Origin of the sequence: Streptomyces sp. PTY087I2, assembly GCF_001687325.1 — a bacterium.
In the GTDB taxonomy this organism is placed as follows: Bacteria; Actinomycetota; Actinomycetes; order Streptomycetales; family Streptomycetaceae; genus Streptomyces.
Genome location: NZ_LZRD01000002.1, coordinates 170,311 through 188,076 on the forward strand (window position 1 = coordinate 170,311; position 17,766 = coordinate 188,076).

At 73.6% G+C, this 17,766-nt stretch carries 13 protein-coding genes; 6 read left to right on the forward strand and 7 right to left on the reverse strand.

Annotated elements, in window-relative coordinates; all coding sequences use genetic code 11:
* The first annotated feature begins 101 nt into the window (after window positions 1–101).
* From A3Q37_RS02635 to A3Q37_RS02650, 4 genes are all read left to right on the forward strand, one after another.
* Window positions 102–1,025, forward strand: coding sequence for a DUF6585 family protein (locus tag A3Q37_RS02635; protein ID WP_065476990.1), 924 nt, complete (start codon window positions 102–104; stop codon window positions 1,023–1,025).
* A complete protein-coding gene (locus A3Q37_RS02640; protein ID WP_065477333.1) occupies window positions 1,025–2,485 on the forward strand; it encodes a hypothetical protein in 1,461 nt (486 codons plus the stop codon). Before A3Q37_RS02635 ends, A3Q37_RS02640 begins: the two co-directional genes overlap by 1 nt.
* Window positions 2,486–2,566: 81 nt before the next feature.
* Window positions 2,567–3,823: a MoxR family ATPase gene (locus A3Q37_RS02645; protein ID WP_065476994.1), complete on the forward strand. Its 1,257-nt coding sequence runs from the start codon at window positions 2,567–2,569 to the stop codon at window positions 3,821–3,823.
* Window positions 3,820–5,064, forward strand: coding sequence for a DUF2201 family putative metallopeptidase (locus A3Q37_RS02650; protein ID WP_065476996.1), 1,245 nt, complete (start codon window positions 3,820–3,822; stop codon window positions 5,062–5,064). The genes A3Q37_RS02645 and A3Q37_RS02650 overlap by 4 nt, the downstream gene beginning before the upstream one ends.
* Before the next feature lie 55 nt (window positions 5,065–5,119).
* On the opposite strand, the gene A3Q37_RS02655 is transcribed toward A3Q37_RS02650, so the two are convergent.
* The gene (locus A3Q37_RS02655) at window positions 5,120–5,929 is read right to left on the reverse strand and encodes an N-formylglutamate amidohydrolase (protein WP_065476998.1); all 810 of its coding nucleotides are present in this window, start codon (window positions 5,927–5,929) and stop codon (window positions 5,120–5,122) included.
* Window positions 5,930–6,131: 202 nt separating this feature from the next.
* Between A3Q37_RS02655 and A3Q37_RS02660 the strand changes: the two genes are divergently transcribed.
* Window positions 6,132–8,300 carry a tetratricopeptide repeat protein gene (locus tag A3Q37_RS02660; RefSeq protein WP_065477000.1) on the forward strand — a complete coding sequence of 723 codons (2,169 nt, stop codon included), beginning with the start codon at window positions 6,132–6,134 and terminating at the stop codon, window positions 8,298–8,300.
* On the opposite strand, the gene A3Q37_RS02665 is transcribed toward A3Q37_RS02660, so the two are convergent.
* From A3Q37_RS02665 to A3Q37_RS02690, 6 genes are all read right to left on the reverse strand, one after another.
* Window positions 8,212–10,098, reverse strand: a complete 1,887-nt coding sequence (locus A3Q37_RS02665; protein WP_176711329.1) for a hypothetical protein — start codon at window positions 10,096–10,098, stop codon at window positions 8,212–8,214. The genes A3Q37_RS02660 and A3Q37_RS02665 overlap by 89 nt on opposite strands.
* Window positions 10,099–10,217: 119 nt before the next feature.
* The gene (gene sph / locus A3Q37_RS02670; protein WP_065477002.1) at window positions 10,218–11,198 is read right to left on the reverse strand and encodes a sphingomyelin phosphodiesterase; all 981 of its coding nucleotides are present in this window, start codon (window positions 11,196–11,198) and stop codon (window positions 10,218–10,220) included.
* Window positions 11,199–11,392: 194 nt separating this feature from the next.
* Complete coding sequence (locus tag A3Q37_RS02675; protein WP_065477004.1) at window positions 11,393–12,037, reverse strand: class F sortase; 645 nt, start codon at window positions 12,035–12,037, stop codon at window positions 11,393–11,395.
* Between the two features lie 98 nt (window positions 12,038–12,135).
* Window positions 12,136–12,564, reverse strand: a complete 429-nt coding sequence (locus A3Q37_RS02680; protein WP_065477006.1) for a hypothetical protein — start codon at window positions 12,562–12,564, stop codon at window positions 12,136–12,138.
* 126 nt (window positions 12,565–12,690) lie between these two features.
* A complete protein-coding gene (locus A3Q37_RS02685) occupies window positions 12,691–14,685 on the reverse strand; it encodes a cell wall metabolism sensor histidine kinase WalK (RefSeq protein ID WP_065477338.1) in 1,995 nt (664 codons plus the stop codon).
* A gap of 46 nt (window positions 14,686–14,731) precedes the next feature.
* Entirely contained in the window at window positions 14,732–15,442 is a 711-nt protein-coding gene (locus A3Q37_RS02690; protein ID WP_065477008.1) for a response regulator transcription factor, read from the reverse strand.
* 142 nt (window positions 15,443–15,584) lie between these two features.
* Between A3Q37_RS02690 and A3Q37_RS02695 the strand changes: the two genes are divergently transcribed.
* A complete protein-coding gene (locus tag A3Q37_RS02695) occupies window positions 15,585–17,753 on the forward strand; it encodes a tetratricopeptide repeat protein (RefSeq protein ID WP_065477010.1) in 2,169 nt (722 codons plus the stop codon).
* The last annotated feature ends 13 nt before the right edge of the window (window positions 17,754–17,766 follow it).

The window sequence follows — 17,766 nt, forward strand, 5'->3', positions numbered from 1 at the left end:
GGCGGGCCCCCGCGTAGAACCACTGTCGGGTAGCGTGAGCGTGCGCGGGGGCGGCCGGTGGGCCGGGCCCTGGCCGAGACTCGTGAACCACAGGGGTTGAGATGGCCGGGAGCGAAAAGCACGCACAGGTACAGAGCGAGATAGCGGCCCGGCTGGAGGCGGCGGCCCAGCGCGCCGCTCTGGGTGCCCCGCGCGGCACCTGCACGGGGGCGCAGCCCGAAGCGAGTTCCATCAGCTTCTCGAAGGGCGCGACGGTGGTGTGCGCGGTGCTCGCAGTGGCGCTGTTCGCCATGGGGATGCCGACCGGGGTGATGTTCTCCCTGCTCATCCTGGTGATCGCCGTGGGCTGCTGGATCGCCGAGCTGTCCACGGCGTCGAAGAACGCCCGTATCCGGCTTCACCTCTACGAGGACGGCCTGGCCGCCGCGGTCAAGAACCGGGTGCACGCGGTCCGGTACGACAGCACGGACGTTCTTCAGGGGAGTCTCCGTCGCACCGGCGTGGGCGGCTACACGGACTACACGTACAAGCTCACCGATGTCGACGGCGCCCAGGTCATCCTCCAGGGCCGCAAGGGCGGAGCGGCGACAGGGAAGTTCTCCGGGCACGGAGAGTGGGGCGCGGCTGTCCAGACAGGCGTGACGCGCGCCCAACTCCCGGACGCGGTTGATGTGTTGAACTCCGGCGGGTGTGTCGAGTTCGGCAAGCTGTGGCTGGCCCGGGACGAGGTGGGCGCGGGTCGCGACACCGCGCAGTGGCGCGAGGTCGAGGAACTGAGGGTCATTCAGGGCTCCCTCAAGATCAAGGTCGCGGGCAAGTGGCGCTCGCTGGCCGGCGTCGCCCGTCGCGGTCGTCCCCAACTTCTTCGTCTTCCTCACCCTCGCGGAACAGCTGCGCGGGTCCGGTCACACACGCTGAGGGCGGGAAGAAAGTTCTGGCGGAACTCGCGATCCGGAGCTAAGCTCCCCGCGATGAATCACTCCATGAACAGATTGGGGGACCCGTCCGCGCAAGGTGAGTGCTGATGCTCCCTTCGACCGCGAACCGGGATTCCCGCCCGTCTTCCCCGACTCTCCCTTCCTTCTGGCCGCGCGTGCGCGAGTTCGCCGTGCCGGCCTCGATGATCGAAACTGCGACCGCCCGCCGTGAGGCCGGGGACTGGGCAGGAGCGTGCGCCGCGGCAGGCGTCGACGTCGATCTCCAGCTCCGGTCCGTGGCGCGCAGTCACGGCCGGGCCCTCGCCGCCCGTATCCGGGCGGACCTCCGCCACCTGGCTCCCGATCTGCTGCGCTGGCACATGCCGAGGATCGCCCCGCACGGGCTGCTGCGCCCGGGGCTGACGATCGAACTGGCCCGCTACGACCCACCGGAGCGCGACGGGCCGGGCCCTCTGCACCTGGTCGTGCGGACCCCGCCCGCCTGGGCGGACGCCGGGCAGCGCATCAGCCTCGCCCTGTGGGACGGCTCGCACACCGAGCCCACCGCCCGCCGTCACCCCCACCCGCATCCGAACCGGCGCTTCCGCCTCGATCTGCACCGTCACCTGTGGGACGCGCGCAGGGCCGATGACCTGCGGGTCCGCTGCGGCCTCGACAACAGGTCGACCGGCCGGGCGGCAGATGTCGTCGACCTGGATCCGTGGGGTGCCTTGCCGTCCGACCGCCGCTGCGCCGTCGACCGCTGGGCGGCGGAAGCGGCGACCCTGCTCCGAGCAGAGGGGCGGGGGTCGGGCGGGACGGTGAGCGTGCGGTTGGGCGGCCGACGCCGACTCCTTCTTCGCGTGGAGGCCGACGAGGACGGCCCAGGTACGCCCGTCGCGCGGATCGTGGCGGTGGTGCCGGACCCGGGGGCGTCCACGGCACCGGTGCTGCCGGACGCGGCTACCTGGGTGCTGCCCGACCTCGACCTGCTCCGTACGGGGACGATCGACGCCGGACAATTGCACCCTCTGGTCGCGCGGGCCCTCGCGCCCGGTCTCCCGACTCCGGCTCCGGCCTCCGCCGCGGCCCGTTCCCGTACCGGCGGCCCCGCCGGAGCGGTGCGCGTCGTGGAATGCCGGGGAGCGCGGCACCGGATCGGCCTGGTCGAAGGGGCCCTCGCCCCGCTGGACCACGACCCGGCCGAGATCCGGCGCGAAGAACTGCTGGTCGCCCTCACCGGTACGCCGCTGCCCTGCCTCCAGGCCATCGACGAGGCACACCGACGGCCCGACTGCCTCACCGGTGTGCGCGAACGCCTCGACCACGGGGACATCGCCGGTGCGCTGGCCGTCGTCGAGGGGCTGCTCGGTCCCGAGGCGGTGCTGCGCGATGGCCCCCTGCGGGACGAACTGGAAGCCGCGGCCCGGCGGCGGATCACCTACGGGCTGTTCCGGGCCGACCTGCTCGGCCCCGGCCCGATCCGCCGCCGCTCGGACCCCCGGCGCCCCGTCGACCCCCGCCCGCGCAGGGCCCGACGACCGCGCCGCACAACAACCGTCAGCTGATACGGGGTTCACGACCCCGGGGGACCACCCCTGCTCGCTCTCTCCCCATCCGTCATCTCGCACACCCTCAGGTGATCACCCATGCTCACGAACACCCCGTCCTCCGCGCCCGCAGACTCCGCTCCCGGCTCCCAACTCGCCGTCGCCGACGCGCTGATGAGCCTGCTCCGCGACACCACCACCGAGCCGCGCCCCGACATCCAGCTGGAGGCCCTGACCCTGGCGGTCTCCGCCGACCTGCCCGTCCTGCTCTGGGGCGAGCCGGGCATCGGCAAGACCGCGGCGCTCACCCAGCTCGCCGCCTCCCTGGACCTGCCGCTCACCACCGTCATCGCCAGCGTGCACGAGCCGTCCGACTTCTCCGGGCTGCCCATCGTCGGCGACGACCCCGCCGAACAGGGCGTGCCGATGGCCCCGCCGGACTGGGCCGTTCGCCTCGTACGGGCGGGAAAGGGCCTGCTGTTCCTCGACGAACTCTCCACCGCACCGCCCGCCGTCCAGGCCGCGCTGCTGCGCCTCGTACTGGAGCGGCGCATCGGAGCGCTGCGACTCCCGCCCGGTGTAAGGATCGTGGCGGCGGCCAATCCGCGTTCGTCGGCGGCCGACGGCTGGGAGCTGAGCCCGCCGCTCGCCAACCGGTTCGTCCACCTCCAGTGGGCCCACGACCACGAGGTCGTCGTCCGCGGACTCGGTGGCACCTGGCCCCGTGCGACGCTTCCCCGCCTCGACCCCGAAAAGCTGCCCGAGGCGGTGGACTTCGCCCGGCGCGCGGTGTGCGGGCTGCTCTCCGCCCGGCCCACGCTCGTCCACCGGCTGCCCACCACAGAGACGCGCCGAGGCGGCCCGTGGCCGTCGCCGCGCAGCTGGGACATGACGCTGAACCTGATCGCCTTCGCGACCGCCGCCGGATCCTCCAGGGAGGTGCTGTCCCTGCTGGTCAGGGGAACGGTGGGGGACGGCCCCGGTCTTGAACTGCTGGCGAGCCTGGACCGGATGGACCTCCCGGACCCCGAGGACCTCCTCACCGATCCGGCGAACGCTGTTCTGCCCGAGCGCGGCGACCTCCGGCAGGCCGCACTGGACGGGGTTGTCGCGGCGGTCCGTACCCGCCCGGACCGGGCGCGCTGGGACGCGGCGTGGGCACTGTTCGTCCGGGCGCTGGAGACCGGAGCCCCCGATCTGGTGGTCGTCCCCGCCACCACCCTCGCCTCGCTGCGCCAGGAGGACTGGGACGTACCGGCGGCGATCGAGCACCTCGCCGGAGTGGTCTCCCTGTCCCAGCGGGCGGACCGGGCGGCGGACCGGGTGGCCCGCGTCGGGGCGAAGGCGGGCCGATGACGACGACGGACGCGCCGAGCGCGCTCGACCTGGACAAACTCTTTGCCGCGCGCCTCCAGGCCGCCCGGGCCCGCCCCTATCTGGCCACAGCCTTGTTCGCCCTGCACACCGTGGAGTCGCGGGAGGTCCCCACCATGGCCGTCGACAGGTACTGGCGGTGTTACGTCTCCCCGTCCTTTGTGGTCCGCACCCCGGTGGAGGAGCTGGCCGGGGTCTGGGTCCACGAGGTGTCGCACCTGCTGCGCGACCACCACGGGCGCAGCGACCGGGTCGCCCGGCAGCGCGGGCTGACCGGCCCGGGGGACCGGCTGCGGATGAACATCGCCGCCGACTGCGAGATCAACGACGACGTGTACGGCGACGGCCTGGCCCGGCCGAAAGGCGCTGTCTACCCGTCGACGCTGCACCTGCGGACCGGCGAGCTGATGGAGGACTACCTGTACCAGTTCCGCCTCGGCCCGCGCACCCAGAACCTCGCCTGGCTGGACTGCGGAAGCGGCGCCGACGGGCTGGACAGGGAATGGGAGTTGGGCCCCGACGGGGCCAACGGACTCAGCGCGCACGAACAGGACGCCGTCCGCTTCCGGGTGGCGCAGGGCATCACCGGGCGCCCGGGCAACGCCTCGAAGGGGTGGAAGCGGTGGGCGGAGGAGGCGTTCCATCCTCCGCAGCCCTGGCGGGAGTTGCTGGGCGCCGCCGTCCGCTCGGCCGCCTCGGGCCCCGGCGCCGGGGAGGACTACACGTACGGGCGTCCCTCGCGCCGCTCCACCGGACTGCCCGGCGTCGTCCTGCCGAGCCTCCGCCGCAGACCGCCCCGGGTCTCCGTCGTCATCGACACCTCCGGCTCGGTCAGCGACGCCGAACTCGGCAGCGCCCTCCTCGAAGTCGCCGCCATCTCCCGCGCGGTGGGCGGCCGCCGCGACCTGGTCACCGTCCTCGCCTGCGACGCGGCGACCCGGGTCGTCCACCCGCTGTGCCAGGCCGAGGGCATCCCGCTGGTGGGCGGTGGCGGCACGGACCTGCGTACGGGCTTCGCCAAGGCGCTGCGGGGAAACCCCCGCCCCGACGCCATCGTGGTCCTGACGGACGGCCAGACCCCCTGGCCGACCGCGCAGCCGGCGTGCCGGACGGTCATCGGCCTGTTCCCGAGGGACCACAGGCGCAACTCCTGGAACGAGGACAACCCCGACTACGTTCCCGGACGGCCGCCGGCGTGGGCGCGGGTGGTGGAGATCGGCTGAGTGACGGGTCCCTCCCCCCCCTGGCGGCCAAAGCCGAACCCCCCGGTGGGCGCGGTCACCGGGGAGTGACTGCCCCTACCAGCTCCGCCAGCGCCTCCGCCAGCATGCCGAGGCCCGGTCCCGCAGGCCCGCCCGGCTCGGTCATGTACGTGTCGCGGCGGATCTCGATCATCAGCGCGGTGACCCGGCGGTCCGCCCCGTAGTGCCGGAGGGGGACGTACGTACCGGCGAACGGGGTGTCGTGCCCGATGCCGTCGTGGCCGAAACGGTCGCCGAACGCCGTCTCCGCCGCCGCGAGGAGTTCCGGCGGCGTGTGGAACGGGTCGGTGCCCAGGCAGACGGGCGGGCGGGGGCCGGTGCCGTGGAGCTCGTAGGGGAGGGGCCCGGTCGGGTACGAGTGGACGTCGATGATCACCGCGCGGCCGGCGGCGGCGATGCGTGCCTCGACCGCGTCCGTCATCGCGTCGGCGTAGGGGTGGAAGTACGCCTCCAGCAGAGGGGTGGGGTCGTATCCCAGCGGGCGGAGCGGGTCGCGGTGGGTGGTGCGGGTATAGACGGCGCCCATGCCGACGGCGAGCATCTCCTCCCGTTCGTCCGGGAAGCGTTCGGGGTCGACGACCAGCCGGGACAGGTTGTTGACGAAGCGCCAGGGGGCGACCGGGGCGAGCTTCTCCGCAGCCGCGGCCAGTTCGGCGGTGTGGGCGTCGGTGATGTGGTCGAGCTCGTGCTCCAGGGCGGCGTCGTTCAATGTGATGCTCTCGCGTACGTGGTGGGGGATGTGGCGGGAGCCGTGCGGTACGTGGAGGAGGACCGGGGAGTCGGCGGCGCCCGGGGTGAGGGTGAAAGGCTGTCGGGGGTCGCTCACGGGTACTCCTTCGGTGTGGTTCGTTCCTTCCCGCCACCAGCATCCCGGACCGGCCCCCCCCGAAGGTGTCGGACGGCCCGCCCGATCTTCTGGCGTTCCGTCAGAGCGCCGGTGCAGCAGATACCGTTGGTGCTCACGATCGGTCGCGACGGTGCCCGGGAGGGGTGCACCGGGCGAACCGGCGGGAACGGGGGCGTACCGCATGCTGGATCCCATATCGATGACCGCCATCACCGCGGTGCTCGGCGCCGTCGGATCGGGCGTGGCGAGCGAGGCCGGGAAGTGGGCCTGGGAGACCGCGGGCGGACTGGTGCGGCGGATGGCCGGGCGGGAGGTCGTCGCGCCGACCCGGCCCGAGGACCGGGACGCCGTGGCGCGGATCATCCACGACAGCGTGCACAGCGACCCCGAACTCGCCCGCACGTGGCAATCGTTCGCCCGCAGCGTGCAGACCGCCGGGGTGACGATCGGACGGCCCCGGCTGCCCGCGTCCGTACGTTTCTTCACGGACCGTGACGCGTCGATGAAGCTCCTCGACCGCGAGGCGGGCCGCAAACCGGACGGGCGGCCCCGCGTCGCCCTGCTGTACGGGGGCGACTCCATGGGCACCAGCGCCCTCGCCATCCACTGGGGCTGGCGGGCGGAAAGCCTGTTCCCGGACGGTCAGCTCTACGTGGACCTCGGCCGCGGCGGCGCGGCCGGCGGCCACACCGCAGGCAGCGCCCTGCGGGAGCTGCTGCGCCAACTCGGCCTGGACGACGGGCAGATCCCGCCGTCGGAGGCGGAGCGCATCGACGTCTTCCGCCGCATCGTCGCGGACCGCAAGCTGCTCCTCGTCCTCGACCACGCCCGTTCCGCCGCACAGATCGCACCGCTGCTCACCTCCGCACCCTCCGTCCTCACTTTGGTCGTCGCCCGGCGCCCGTTCCCCGGTCTCGACGCGTTCCCGGTGCCCGTCGGTCCTCTCGGCGACCGGGACGCGGCACGCCTGCTCACCAAGATCGTGGGCAAGGAGGTCATGCGCTCGGCCCGCGCGACGCTGCCCGCCGTGCTGGAACGGTGCGGCGGATCGCCGTACGCCCTGCGGGCAGCGGCACCCCGGCTCCTCGGCCCCGGGCCCCTCGCCCCCGCCGCCCCGCCGTCACCTCTGCCTCATCACGAACCGACGGGAGACCCCACCATGCGCGACAGCGACCCGATGCGGACGGCCGCGGAGGACGCCTACCGGCTGCTGCGGCCGGACGCGGCCCGGCTGTACCGCCTCATGGGGCTGCGGCCCTGGCCCGCCTTCGACGCGGAGGCGGCGGCCCAGGTCGCGGGCATCGACGTCGACGCCGCAGAGGAACTGCTCGGCGTACTGGCCGACGCGCTGCTGCTGGAGCACACGGACAACGGGCGCTACCGCTACCGGCCGTCCGTTCGCGCCCACGCCGAGGAAGCGGCGTACCGCCAGGAGGGCATCGGGGGCTGCTCGGCGGCCACGACCCGTGCCGTGGACCACTACCTGCGGCTGTCCGTGACGGCGGCCCGGGCCGCACTCCCGGAAAGCTGGCGGGTGCCGGACGCCCCGGCCGGCAGCCCGGCCGACGCCTACGCCGGGCAGGGAGAGGCCGTGGCGCGCCTCGCCGTCGAACTGCCCAACCTCGTCGAAGCCGTCTGCACTGCCGAGGAGTTCGGAAAGCCGGACACGGTCCTGACGCTCTGCCGCGCCCTGTGGCCGCTCCAGCTCAAGGCGGGCCACCACGAGGCGCTGCTCCCGGCCCTGCGGATCGGGACGGCGGTCGCCGACGACCAGGTCCCCGGCAGCCGTGACGCGGGGGCCCTGCACGCACAACTGGCACACAGCTTGGGTGAGTTGCAGATCTGGGACGAGGCGGGCGCACAAGCGGCGGCGGCCGCGCGCGACGAGCGGGAGGCGGGACACACCCGCGGGCTGGCCTCCGCCATCGAGTTCCTCGGTCTGTTGCGGCTGCGGCAGTGGCGCTTCCAGGACGCCTACGACTGCTTCGAGGAGGCGGCCGCCGTACTCGGCGGCATCGGGCCCGACGACGAAGGCGCGGCGGACGTTCCACGCGCCCAGGCTCTGCTGGAACGTCACCGGGGCCGGGCGCTGCGCGGGCTCGGGCGGCTGGACGAGGCCCAGGCGCACGTGGAGCGCGCGCTGGCCGCTTTCCGGGCCCGCGGCGAGGCGTACAACACCGCTCGCGCCCTCACGGATCTCTCCGAAATCCTGCTGGCCCGCGAGGAGTTCGGCGCGGCGCTCCCGCTGATCGACGAGGCGATCAGGATCCTGTCCGAGGAGAGCGCCGACCAGCACGTGGAGCATCTGCGCCGTTTGCGTGAGCGGTGCTCCGGTCCGCGGCAGGAGTAGCGCGGTGCGCCTGCCGCGTTCCGTTGCCCGTCACGGCGTCGTTCGCCTCCGCCGTGATCAGGACGCGGTGGGCGGTGCTGCCCGTACGGACGGTCAATCCGTCCGCCATCAGTGCGGCGCTCGTCCTCCCCGCCGCCAGCCAGGCGTGCACGGCCGAGGCGTACGCCGCCGGATCCGCGTCGGTGTCCGCCCCTGCGGTGAGTCGGAGCAGGGCCCCGTCGCGGGTCCGGACGACGCAGGACCCGGGCCCCGTGACGTACGCCGCGAGTGCGCAGTGCGGGTGGCGGGCCAGCACCTCGGCCGTCCACCGGCCGGGCGGGCCGAGCCGGGGGTCGTCCGGCGAACCGTCCCGGAAGATGACGTCGGCCAGGTCGAGTTGGCCCGCATCACGGGTGTCCTCGTGCACGGCCAGATGCGCGTCGCCGACTGCCTCGGCCGGCTCCCGGGCGGGATCGGCGTACCGGGTCATGATGACCTCCGGCCCGCCGGGCAAACGCGTCAGCACCCACAGGGGAGCCGTACGGCGAGCGGGCTCCGGGGCCGGCAGCGGCAGCGGTACGAGCAGGGCGGGGTGGGTCGGTTCCGGTGCGGCCATCAGCTCGTAGAAGACGCGCCTGAGCCGTGCCGCCGCCTCGCCGGGCACCGAGGACGTGAAGCGCGGCGGATCCGGCTGCGGGGTGTGGTGCTCGATCAGCGCGTCCACCTGGCCGCGCAGGGGTGACCACGCGTCGAGCCTCGGTGCGGTCCGGATGAAGTCGGCGATGGGCGCATCGGGGTCGAGACCGTCCAGAGGGGCTGCTCCTAGCAGTACGGGGGTGCCGAGCGCGGCGGCGTAATAGGTGACGGAACCGTGGTCCCCGATGACCAGGTCCGCCGCGACGAGCGCCTGCCGCCAGTCCTCCAACGGGTCGATCAGCGCCAGTCCGCAGCGCCTGGCCCGGTCCAGCCAGGCCCTGATCTGGCCGGGGCCGTGACCGTGCCAGATGTTGGGGTGGAGGACGGCGGCGACCCGGTACTCGTCGGCGGGAAGTTCCGATGTGAGCCTCGGGAGCAGCGCGGGCAGCGTGTCGTCACCGTCCTTGTCCCCGTCGCCCAGCAACGACTGAGGGCTCCACGTGGAGTTGAGGAGCACGAGGCGCTGTCCGCGCCCCACGCCGAGCGCTCTGCGGAACCGGTCGCGGTACGGGCGTGCCGCCAGCATCCGGTCGAAGCAGGGGTCACCCGCGAGGACGGCGCTGGGCAACGCCTCGGGGCAGGCGGCGGCCAGCCGGTCGAACTGCTCGGGGTGCGAGAGGACGAGGGCGTCGGCGAGAGGAACGCCGTCGGAGAGCAGCCATTCCGGGGCGAGCCCGAAGACAGGAGGCAGCGTGCTCGGTGCTCGGTGCTCGGTGCTCGGTGCTCGGTGCTCGGTGCTCGGTGCTGCCAGTCTCTTAGTATAGCCAATACCATGCGAAAGTACGATCAATTTGCCTTTAAGGGCGGCCAGTTCGCCCCCGAAACTGGCCGAGATCGCAAGATCCACCGGCGTCTCCAGAGCCTGTTCCCACGGCAGTACGGGCACCCCCAGCTCCGCCAGCAGCTCGTCGACACCCGACCGGAACGCCGACGAACCCGTACAGGTGGCCAGGAGCTGTACGCCGAGGTCGTCGTCGAACAGCGGCAGGACGTCGAGCAGCCGGGTCGCCGAGGTGACGTTGTGCACGACGAGCAGCACGCGACGGCATCGCACCCGTGTGGCCCAGCGTGCCGCGTCGTCCCCGACCGGCACCCGTATCCACCGGTCCTGCCCCTCGCCCATACCGCCCCTCTCGAGCTCCTCGACCCAAGCGCTGGCCACGATATATCGGCGCGCGGCCGGGAACGGCGCTGTCCCCTCCGGCCACGGAGGCCGGAGGGGACAGCGAGGTCAGGGCGCGGTCACTGGCCCGAGCCGATCACCGGGTAGTGGTCGGAGAGGTTCGTGTACGTGTACTTCTTGCCCCAGCTGGACACCGTCCACGGCGCGCTCTGCTCCTTGATCACATCGTTCTTCCAGCCCGACGGCTTCGCGTGGCCCGTGCGGTGCAGGACGTGGTCCAGGTCCTCACGGGGGTCGTCGGGGTAGCGCTCGGAGGCTATGGAGTTGTCGCGGGTGTCGAAGGAGTACGTGTGACCCGTCCGCGAGTCCGGGGCGGTCAGGCCGGCGTCGGAGAGGAACGACGCGTACTCCGCCGAGTGGCCGTCGACGTTGAAGTCGCCCGCCACGACGACCTGTTCGGAGGCCGGGATGTTCTTCGCGTCGAGGAACGCGTCCATCTGCTTGAACTGCCGACTGCGCATCTGCGCCGCCTCGCCCGCCGAGCAGCCGGGGTCGGTCGACTGGGCGTGGGTGCCGACGACGTGGACCCGGGCGCCGTTCACGTTCAGAACGGCGTAGGCGAAGCCCTTGTTCGAGAACCAGTCGGCGCCGCAGGCGTCCTTGAAGACGAACTGCTCCTTGCGGACGATCGGCCACTTGCTGAGGATGGTGACGCCGCCGTCCTCCGGCGTCGTCGCCGAGTAGGAGCCGCCCGTGGCGTCCCAGCCGCTCTTGCTCCGGCCGACCACCGGGGTCTGGTGCGGGTACTGGGCGGAGGCGTTGCGCAGCAGCGCGTCGGAGGCGCCGTTGTCGAAGGCCTCCTGGATCACCACGACGTCGTTGCCCTGGAAGAACGACGTCTTCGGGATCTCGGCCGCTCGGTGGTCCTGGCCCCAGTTGGGGTACAGCGTCTTGCTGAAGAGGAACGCGTTGTACGAGAGCACCCGCAGCGACGGGGTCTCGGCAGCCGCCGCCTGGGGAGCGTTGGCGGCGAGGGTGACGGTGGCGAGCGCGGCGGACAGGGCCACGCCGGTCAGGCGGCGGAACGCGGTGTTCGGCACGAGGTCTCCTGCGGTCGAGTGGGGGGCGTACCGGGCGACCCCCATCCAAGCAGCGGCAGTTACCCACGGGTAGACGTCGGGTGGCACGAGTATGTCCGCTCGGCTGCCATCGGGATCCGGCCGTGATGCGGCCGTGATCCGAGCGAATCACGGCCGAATTGCGGCCGGAAATGCCGACTCGACTGCCTCGCGGCTCAGGCGAGGGAGCCGTACACGATCAGGTTGTCCACCGGGTGGCCCTCCGCGTCGAACTCCCCGTCGCAGGTGATGAGCCGCAGCGTGCTGTCCTTCGTCGGGCCGTAGACCTTCTCGGTGGGGAACGCCTTCTTGCTGACCGCTTCCTTCCCCGTGACCGTGAAGCGCAGCGTCTTCCCCGCCCCGTCGCGGACCAGTACCTCGGCGCCCTCGCGGATGTTCTTGAGGTCGTGGAAGACGGCCCGGCCGAAGCGGGTGTCGTTGTGGCCGATCAGGACGGCCGGGCCCGGTGCGCCGGGTACGGCCCCGCCGCGGTACCAGCCCGCCGTCATGCCCTTCTCCGCCGCCGGGACCTCGACCGTGCCGTCCGCGTTGAGGCCCAGCTCCATGAGGGTGCTCCGTACGCCGATCGAGGGGATGGAGACCTCCCGGGGAGCCGACCGCGCCGGTTCTCCGGTCCGGGGCGGAGCGGCCGATGCCGAGCCCGCCGTGTCCCGCGCCGACGCCGAGGCGGAGGGGGTGGCGGCCGTGGCCGCGGAGGGCTCGGCGGACGAGCATCCGGCCAGGGCGACGCAGGCCGCGACGGCGGTCAGCAGAGCGGCGGTGGTCCGCCGGAAGCGGCGGGGCGTACGGGGCGACGGCACAGAGGACTCCGGGATCGGGGCGGGGGAGAGAGCAGTGGGGAGTGGGTGTGGCGCCGCCCCTCGACGGGGCGGCGCCACAGTCGGCGGTCGGCGTACGGTCAGCCGTTGTGGCCCGCCGCCGAGCGCCGGCGCAGCACGAGCGTGCCCGCGCCCGCGAGCAGCGCGGCCCCGGCCGCCGAACCGGCCAGCAGCGCGGTGCCGTTGTCGCTGCCGCCCGCCGGGCGTTCACCGGCGGCGACACCGCCGCGCGGGGTGACCGCCGGTGCGGCCTCCCCAAGGGCGGCCTCCTTCGGCGCGGGTGTCGGGCGGTCACCCGCCGCCACGCCGCCGCGCGGGGCCTCCGCCGGGGCGGCGTCCTTCGAGGCGTCCGCGGCGGCCTTGCTCCGCTCCGGGGACGGAGTGGCCTCGGCGGGCGGCTTCGGGGTGGCGTCGGCGAAGGCCGCGGTGGACGGGACCAGCACCGCGCCCGCCGCGACAGCGGCGAGGACGGCGGCGCGCAGGGTGGTGCGCGAAGGGAAAGCGGTCATACGGATGGCTCCATTCCAGACTCGGCCCCGTGACGGTCCCGGATACCGGTTCGCACCGGGGACGGGGCATGCCGCCAGGCTGGCGTGGAGATATGAAGAAGCTGTCAGAACGCTGTGGTCATCCCATCAGGGGGCGGACGGCGGCCTCGCCCCGGGCAGCCGGAGCGTGAACGTCGAACCCTCGCCCTCGGTGCTCGTCGCCCCCACCGTGCCACCGTGCGCCTCGACCAGTTTGCGGACGATGGCCAGGCCCAAGCCGCTCCCGCCCGTACGGCGGCTGCGAGACTTCTCGGCGCGCCAGAACCGGTCGAAGACATGGGGGAGGTCGGCGGCGGGGATGCCGGATCCGGTGTCCGTCACCTCGATGACCACTGTCCCGCCGCCCTCCTCGGGGACGTCCGGCCCGGTGACGTACGCACGCAGCGTCACCCGCCCGCCCTCCGGCGTGTGCCGTACGGCGTTGGACACCAGGTTGCCCACCGCCTGCCGCAGCCGGACCGGGTCCGCGCTCAGCGCCGGGCCCGGGGTGGTCGCCGTGACGGCGAGCGTCACGCCCGCGTTCTCCGCCCGCGCCTGGTGCGCGGCGGCGACCTGGCCCAGCAGCTCCCCGGCCTCGACGGGTTCCGGGTGCAGGCGCAGCACCCCCGCGTCGGCCGCCGCCAGGTCCTGGAGGTCGTCGATGATGTGCTGGAGCAGCACCGCCTCCTCCAGCAGCGAGGACACGAATGCCGGGTCGGGGTCGGCCAGCCCGTCCTGCGCGGCCTCCAGCCAGCCCCGGATGTTGCTCAGCGGGGTGCGCAGCTCATGGGCGACATCGCTCACCATCGCCTTGCGCTGCTCCTCCAGCCGCGCCCGGTGCGCCGACATGTCGTTGAACGCCGCGGCCAGCCGCCCGACCTCGTCGTCCCCCGACACCGGCACCGACGCCGGCTGCTCCCCGTCCCGCATCCGCTGCGCGGCACCGGTCAGCGCGTGCAGCGGGCGCACCAGCCGGGCTCCCGCGAACACCGACGCGCCCACCGTGAGGGCCAGCACCAGCGCCGCGGCTCCGGCGATCCTGGCGGTGTTCGCCGGGGAGAGGTCGAAGCCGGGCAGCGTCGCGCCGCCCTCGTCGCCGATGAAGAGGAGGGCGGGGGACGCCACGTACGAACTGAGCTGTTCGCTCCGGGCCGTTCCCACACAGGACGCGATGGCCCGGTCGTTCTCCCCGGTCCGCTCCGGCATCCCGACCGACGGCGCGGCCTCCTCCGCGGGGGTGTCGCGCGGCGCGGGCTCCGGCCGCGGCGCGACCGCCCCGGGTTCGCCCGGCACGGCGACCGGGACCGGATCGCCCCAGGACAGATCGTTGTTCAGCCGTACGCCCTCGCGGCCCTGGCGCTTCAGGCACGCGTCGGCCAGCCCGGTGAGCGCGTCGAGCGCCTTGCGTTCCGAACGGGTCGGCGAGTCCAGGGCGGCGAGATCGCAACGGGTGCCCAGGGCGCGTTCCGGGTCGTTGCCCACGATCTGCACCCGGGGGCGTCCGCTCGCGCCGACCACCACGTCCGAGGCGATCCCTGCCCGGTTCAGGCACGCCACCTTGTCGTCCGCCGTCCGCCGCAGCGCCCGGCTGTCGGCCGCCGAGAGCCGGAAAGGGCCCACCGCCCGGGGGTCGATCCGGTCGGCCGCCGTCCCCTGTCCGTCGGCGCCGCGCGCCGCCAGCACGGTGTCCACGGACAACGGGTCGACCACGGCCGACGCCTGCGGCGGAAGCGCCGGGGCACTCTCGCCGGTGGCGGAGTCCGCGAGCGGCTGCCGGGCCTGCGTGGTGAGGGCGACCCGGCGGCCGGACTCCCTGGCCAGCTTCCGGACCGTCGCCCCGACCCCGTCCCAGGTCGGGTTGCGGGCGGCGTACTCCAGCAGGGTGTCGTAGATCCGGGCGTCCGCGGTGAGGTTCTGCCCCTGCTCCTGCTTGATCGCGCCCGAGGTGGTCTGAACGGCGATCCAGGCGGTGGCCGCCACCGAACACGCGGCCACCAGCGCCGAGACGGCGAGCAGCCGCCCCAGCAGACTCCGCCGCAACGGCAGCCGCGCCCGGCCCTGCTCCCGAAGCGCCGCCCGATCCGCCCGGCCCGGCCCTCGCAGCCGCCCGCCACCCGTTCCCTCTCCCCGGGCTTCGCCCCCGCGCCCCCTACGCACGCCGGGCCGCGGCCTTCGCCGGGTCGGTGAGTTTGTAGCCGACGCCGAACACGGTGAGCAGCCGTTCCGGCCGCCGAGGGGCCCGCTCGATCTTCTTGCGCAGGTTCATGACGTGCACATCGACGGTCCGGGCGCTGATGTAGCGGTCGAACCCGTGCAGTTCCTCCAGGAGCCGCTGCCGGCTGAACACCCGGTCCGGGCCGGCCGCCAGGGCCGCCAGGATCCGGAACTCGCCCGGGGTGCACTCCACCGTCCGGCCGCCCACCGACACCTCGTGCCGCTCCGGGTCGACCACGAGGGCGCCGACGCGCAGCACCGGGTCCTCGGCCACCGGCTCCGGGGCGGCGGGCCGCCGGGTGCGCCGCAGGAGGGTGCGGACCCGGGCCATCAGCTCGCGCGGGCTGTAGGGCTTGGTCATGTAGTCGTCGGCGCCGAGGTCGAGACCGAGCAGGAGATCGTCCTCGGTCGACCGGGCGGTCAGCATCAGCACGGGCAGCTCGCGGTTCTCGGACCGCAGCACCCGCACCACGTCCAGGCCGTCGGCCCGGGGCATCATCACATCGAGAACGAGCAGGTCGGGTTCCCGGTGCCGGACGGCGTCGAGCACGGCGAGGCCGTCGCCCACGATCCGTACGGCATGTCCTTCCCGTTCCAGATAGCGGCGTACGAGCTCGGCCTGCTTCTCGTCGTCCTCGGCAACCATGACGTCTGCGCACACGCCCCCGATCGTAGAGCGGCCGGACTACAGTGCGAGGCCGGGGCGGGTTCCGGTACACGGAAGCCGGGAAGGGAACCGGCGCGTTCACCTGCGCGAGAGCGGGTCGTACCGGTGGAAGGAGACGGGTTTGAGCAGCCTCGGTACCGACGGCGGCGGAACGGCGTACAACACGGTGTCGGGGGACGCCGTCATCGTCGGGCCCGTCCTGATGGCGCACCACATCGAGGGCCTGCGGATGCCGGAACCGCCCCCCGACGTCCCGCCGAGCCAAGGCCCTCCGCCCAGCCGGGTGTTCGTCAACCGGACGAAGGAACTCGCCGGTCTGCGGGACGCCGCCGTGGCCCTGGCCGGTGAACCGGAGCCGGGGATGCTGCTCGTGGCCGGTGTCGGCGGGGTCGGCAAGACGGCCCTCGTCGCCCAGAGCGTACGGCGGGAGCTGAAGGAACTCTTCCCGCAGGGGCAGCTCTACGTCGACCTGGAGGATCTGCGGCGGGACGGTGTCGTCGATCTCGCCGCGGTACTCGGCCGGTTCCTGCGCGCCCTCGGGGTCAGCAAGGACTATGTGCCCGCCGGACTCGCCGAATGCACGGCGCTCTTCCGCAGCGTCGCCGCCGGGAAGCGGCTCCTCGTGATGGTGGACAACGCCCAGCACGCCCCGGAGGCCCGGGCGCTCGTGCCGCCGCAGGGGCTGCTCGTGGTGATCGCCCGCCGGGCCCTGCCGTCGCTGCTGATGGACGGGGCCGTGCTGATCGGCGTCGACCCGCTCGACGAGGCGGCGGGGACGGAGCTCGTACGCCGCTGGCACGCGGACGCCGACGAGGAGACCGCCGCCGATGTCGTACGGCTGTGCGCCGGGCACCCCCTGGCGCTGCGGGCCGCCGTGGAGTGGCTGGCGGCGCGGCCGCATCTGACCCTCGACGACGTGGTACGTGATCTGACGGCAGCGGGGCGGTCCGGAGCGGGCGCCGACGGCGTACGGGAGGAGAGGGTGGCGGTCATGGGTGCGAGCGAGGGATCTCAGGAGGGCGGGGGCGGCGTGGGCGAGGCGGTCGACGCGGTGCTGGACTCGGTGGTCGCCGAGGTGTCCGAGCACACCCGCAAAGTCTACGACCTGCTCGGGATCCTGCCCGGCACGACGGCCACCACGGATCTGCTGCGGGCCACCGGCGCCGTCCGGGTCGACGAGGCGCTCGGCGAGCTCGTCTCGTCCCGGCTCGCGGTCCTGGTGGAGTCGCCGGACCGGCCCCGGCGCTGCCGGCTGCACGACGTGGCGCGGTCCCATGCCCGGCTGCGCGCACGGGCGTTGCCCGAGGACGGGCGGCGGTCCGTCCTGCGGCTCGCCGTGGACTTCTACCGGGACGCGGCCGCGCACGCGGACGCCCTGGTGTTCGGCGACCGCTTCAGGATCCAACCCCCGCCGGTCCGGACCCTGGCCCAACTCTCCCTGAAAGAACCGCTCTTCGTGGGACGGTCCGACGCGCTGGACTGGCTGGACGCCGAACGCGTCAACCTGGAGTACGTCGTTCGCACGGCGGCGGAGCACGAGTGGTACGAGGACGTGTGGCGGCTGTGCGAGTCGCTGTGGGCGCTCTACCACAGCCGTAAACACCTCGCCGACTGCGTCGCGACCGGCCGCCTCGGCATCGAGGCGGCCCAGCACGGGGCCCGCCCCGACGTGGAGATCCGGATGCGGAACCAGGTGGCCCGCGCCGCGTACGAACTGGGCGACCTCGACCACGCGGACGCCGAACTGACCGCCGCCACCGACCTGCTCGGCCTGGCCGCCGACCCCCGGCTGAGCGGTGTGGTGTGGGAGACCCGCGGGCTCATCGCCCTGGCCCGCCAACAGCCCGGCGAGGCACGGGAGTTGTTCGAACGGGCGCTGGGGGCCAACCGCGCGGTGCCGGACCCGCACGGCGTCGCCGTACAGAGCTACAACGTCGCGCAGGCGCTGGTCGCCGACGGACGGTGGACCGCCGCCCTCGACGTACTGGACACGGCGGCCGACGTGGCCCGGGCCGCCGGCGACGACCCCATGCTGCCCCGGATCGACCTGGTACGGGCCCGCGCCCTCGCCGGACTCGGCGAGCTGGACCGGGCGGTGGCCTCGGCGGTCGCGGCGGCCGACGGCGCGGCGGAGCTCAAGCTGCCGGCCAAGTTCGACCAGGCGCTCGCGCTGCTCGCCTCGCTGGCCGAGCGGGCCGAGGAAGAACCCCTGCGGGCCGCGTACGAGGAGAAGCTGCGGGCGTTGCGGCAGTCGATGGGGCTGAAGCCGCCGACGGCCGGCACGGACTGAGACCCTGCCCGCC